Genomic DNA, 2,933 nt, shown 5'->3' on the forward strand with positions numbered 1-2,933 from the left:
CTGCGCGCCGGCGGTGCGCTCGGCGGCAGGCTGCTGACCGCCACGTCCGGCACGGCGCTGGCCACGCCCTGGGTGGTGGCCGGCTGGCCACGCGCAGGCATGGCGTCGGCCGGCAGGCGCTTGACCAGGCGATCAATGTCGCTGTCGGCGGTGGCACGCGCAGCCGTTACCGGGCGCGTACTGGCCGCCGCGACAGCCGTTTCGGCGGCACGGCGCTCGCGGCGCGACGGCTTTTGGGCCAGCAGGTTGCTCTCGCCCGGTTGCAGCGCACGCACTTCCACGTTGCCGGTACCGCGCTGGGTGATGCCCAGCCGCACCGCGGCGGCATAACTGAGGTCGACCACGCGGCCATCATGGAACGGGCCACGGTCGTTGACGCGCACGATCACCGACTCGCCGTTGTCCAGGTTGGTGACGCGGGCGAAGCTGGGCAGCGGCAGCGTCTTGTGCGCGGCGGTGAACTGGTACATGTCGTAGACCTCGCGGTTGGAGGTCAGGCGGCCGTGGAACTTGGCGCCGTAGTACGAGGCCGTACCGCGCTCGACATAGTTGCGGGTGTCGTCGAGCACCTTGTACGACTTGCCCAGCACCACGTACGGCGACTTGTTGCCGATGGCCGAACGCTCTTCGGCGGTCACTTCCGGCTCGGGAATGCAGGCGACGTTGGGAATGTAGTCCGGGGTGCTGTCACGCACGCCTGGCTTGTACAGCCCCCCGGCGGTGTAGTTGCCGCGCGTGTTCGGGTCTTCCTTGGCCGCAGCATAGGGCGAGCCCTCCGGGCAATGCGCCGGGCGCGAGCCGCGACCCTGCACCACCGTGCCGCTGGGCTTGCCACCGTGGCCGGCCGTGGCCGGCTTCTTCGGCGCACTGCTGCAGGCAGCCAGCGCGAGGACGATCAAGCTCGGGACCAGCCATCTGATGTTCATGCCGGGGGCAGCTCCTGTCCGGCGATGGCCTGCGACAACTGGAACACGGCCATCGCGTACATCTTCGAGAGGTTGTAGCGGGTGATCGCGTAGTAATTCTGGAAGCCCAGCCAGTACTGCTTGCCGGTGCTGCCCTCAAGCGTGATCGGCGTTGCGGTGGCGCCCGGCTGCACCGCAGCGCTGGGCTGGTAGCCGCGCTGCGCCAGGTCGGCCAGCGACCAGGTCGGCATCCATTCGGTCGGGTTGAACTCCTCGCGACCCGGCGCCAGCGTGGCCGGTACGGCCACCTGGCCACCACGGACCCAGCCGCCCTTCTTCACGAAATAATTGGCGATGGACGAGAACACATCGTCGTAGCTGGTGAACAGGTCGCGACGGCCATCGCCATTACCGTCCACGGCGTAATCGAGATAGCTGGACGGCATGAACTGGCCCATGCCCATCGCACCGGCATAGCTGCCCTTGAGCGTGGTGATGTCCAGCTTTTCCTCACGGCCCAGCTCGAACAGCTTGGCCAGCTCATCGCGGAAGAACAGCTCGCGGCGCACTTCGCGTTCCAGCTTGGCCGGGTCGCCACTGCGCGGGTAGTAGAACGCCAGCGTGTACAGCGCATCGAGCACGCGGTGGTTGCCGGCATTTTTCCCGTAACTGGTCTCCACGCCGATGATCGCCACGATCACTTCGGCCGGCACGCCGGTGCGCTGCTGCACGCGATCCAGTTCGGCACGATGCTGGGCCAGGAACGCGCGGCCGCCATCAATGCGTGCCTTGCTGATGAACATCGGCCGGTATTCGTTCCACGGTTTGACCCGTTCGGCCGGGCGCGACATGGCGGCGATGATCGGCTGGCGCACCTGCGCCTGATCGAGCACGCTGCTGATCTGCTCCGGCTTCAGCCCATAGCGCTTGGCCGTATCGGCAACAAAGCGGGCCCGTGCGACCTCGAACGGCACCGGAGTGAGATCGACCGGCGGCGCTGTAGCAGCGGCCGCTTCGGGCGCGGCTTCGGCCGGGCCGTGGGCCTTGGTGGCGGGCTGGCGCGGCGTACTGCTGGCCTGGGGCGAAGACGGTGGGGACTTCGGCTGGGTCGCGCAGGCGACCAGGCCGAGGGTGAGCATGCAGGCCAGAGTGCGTCGAATCATCGTCGCAGGTTAGCAGGTCATGGATGAATTAAAACCCCTAACACCATGAATCACAACGATTTGCCCGCGTTCAGCGGGAAATGTGAAGACGTCGTGATCGGGCTTCCCCATTCAGATAGAGGTGGCCGGTTGCGTCCCCATCCCCGCAGACGCAACCGGCGACCGGATCCGGTCGGTACCTGCGCGGCTGCCGCTCCCCAGTGGCAGTTCCCCGCGCTCCCTGTACCCGTTGGATCAGTACTGCTCCCGCCCGACGCCCCCTCGCGCTGCATCGATTGACGGCGCGCCGTGCCGAACGGGCCGCCATTGTGCAGGCCGATTACGACAAGTCCATTGATCAAGATCAACGCGGTGTAAAAATGTGAACCAGATAACGTTTTTCGCGGACTTTGGTCGGAGAGCGTGTTGCGTCGCATTGTTGTGAGAACGCTTCCACAACGGGCATTGCGCAGCGCCAGGAAGTCTCCGGCCAACGGCGCAGCCCCTCGTGGGTCGCCGCGAAAAGCAGTTCACGGGTGAGGCCAGGTAGATGGGCTGCGCAGGGGCCGCTGCAAGTACGTCCATGTAAGCTCGGTCGCCGCATCCATGCGGCTCACGCCCCTGCGCAGCCCATCTACCCGGCCACGGACAGGTTCCGTGCGCGTCTACCCACGGAGAAGCAAGAGAAGATCAAAAGCGGGTCGCGGCGCTGCGCTTGCTCATAAGCCGAGCACGGCTCGGCGCTACACAAGGCAATGAAGCGACCCGCCAGGCTGCATTTGCTTTTGATTTTCTCTTGCTTCTCCGTTGGTAGACGCGCCCGAAAACTATCAGGGGGCGGGCGCGGTGGGTTCGCGGGACCGTTGGCGCCATGGATGGCGCCATC

Annotated in this window: 2 protein-coding genes; both read right to left on the bottom strand. The window is 66.2% G+C overall.

The window, feature by feature from the left end:
* The coding region (locus HMPREF3114_RS09825; protein ID WP_070489683.1) for a septal ring lytic transglycosylase RlpA family protein at window positions 1-926 on the bottom strand (926 nt) is incomplete at its 3' end.
* Window positions 923-2,068, bottom strand: a complete 1,146-nt coding sequence (gene mltB, locus HMPREF3114_RS09830) for a lytic murein transglycosylase B (RefSeq protein WP_005419390.1) — start codon at window positions 2,066-2,068, stop codon at window positions 923-925. The genes HMPREF3114_RS09825 and mltB, both read right to left, overlap by 4 nt.
* Window positions 2,069-2,933: the final 865 nt, after the last annotated feature.

This window comes from Stenotrophomonas sp. HMSC10F07 (genome assembly GCF_001807895.1).
Lineage (GTDB): Bacteria > Pseudomonadota > Gammaproteobacteria > Xanthomonadales > Xanthomonadaceae > Stenotrophomonas > Stenotrophomonas sepilia.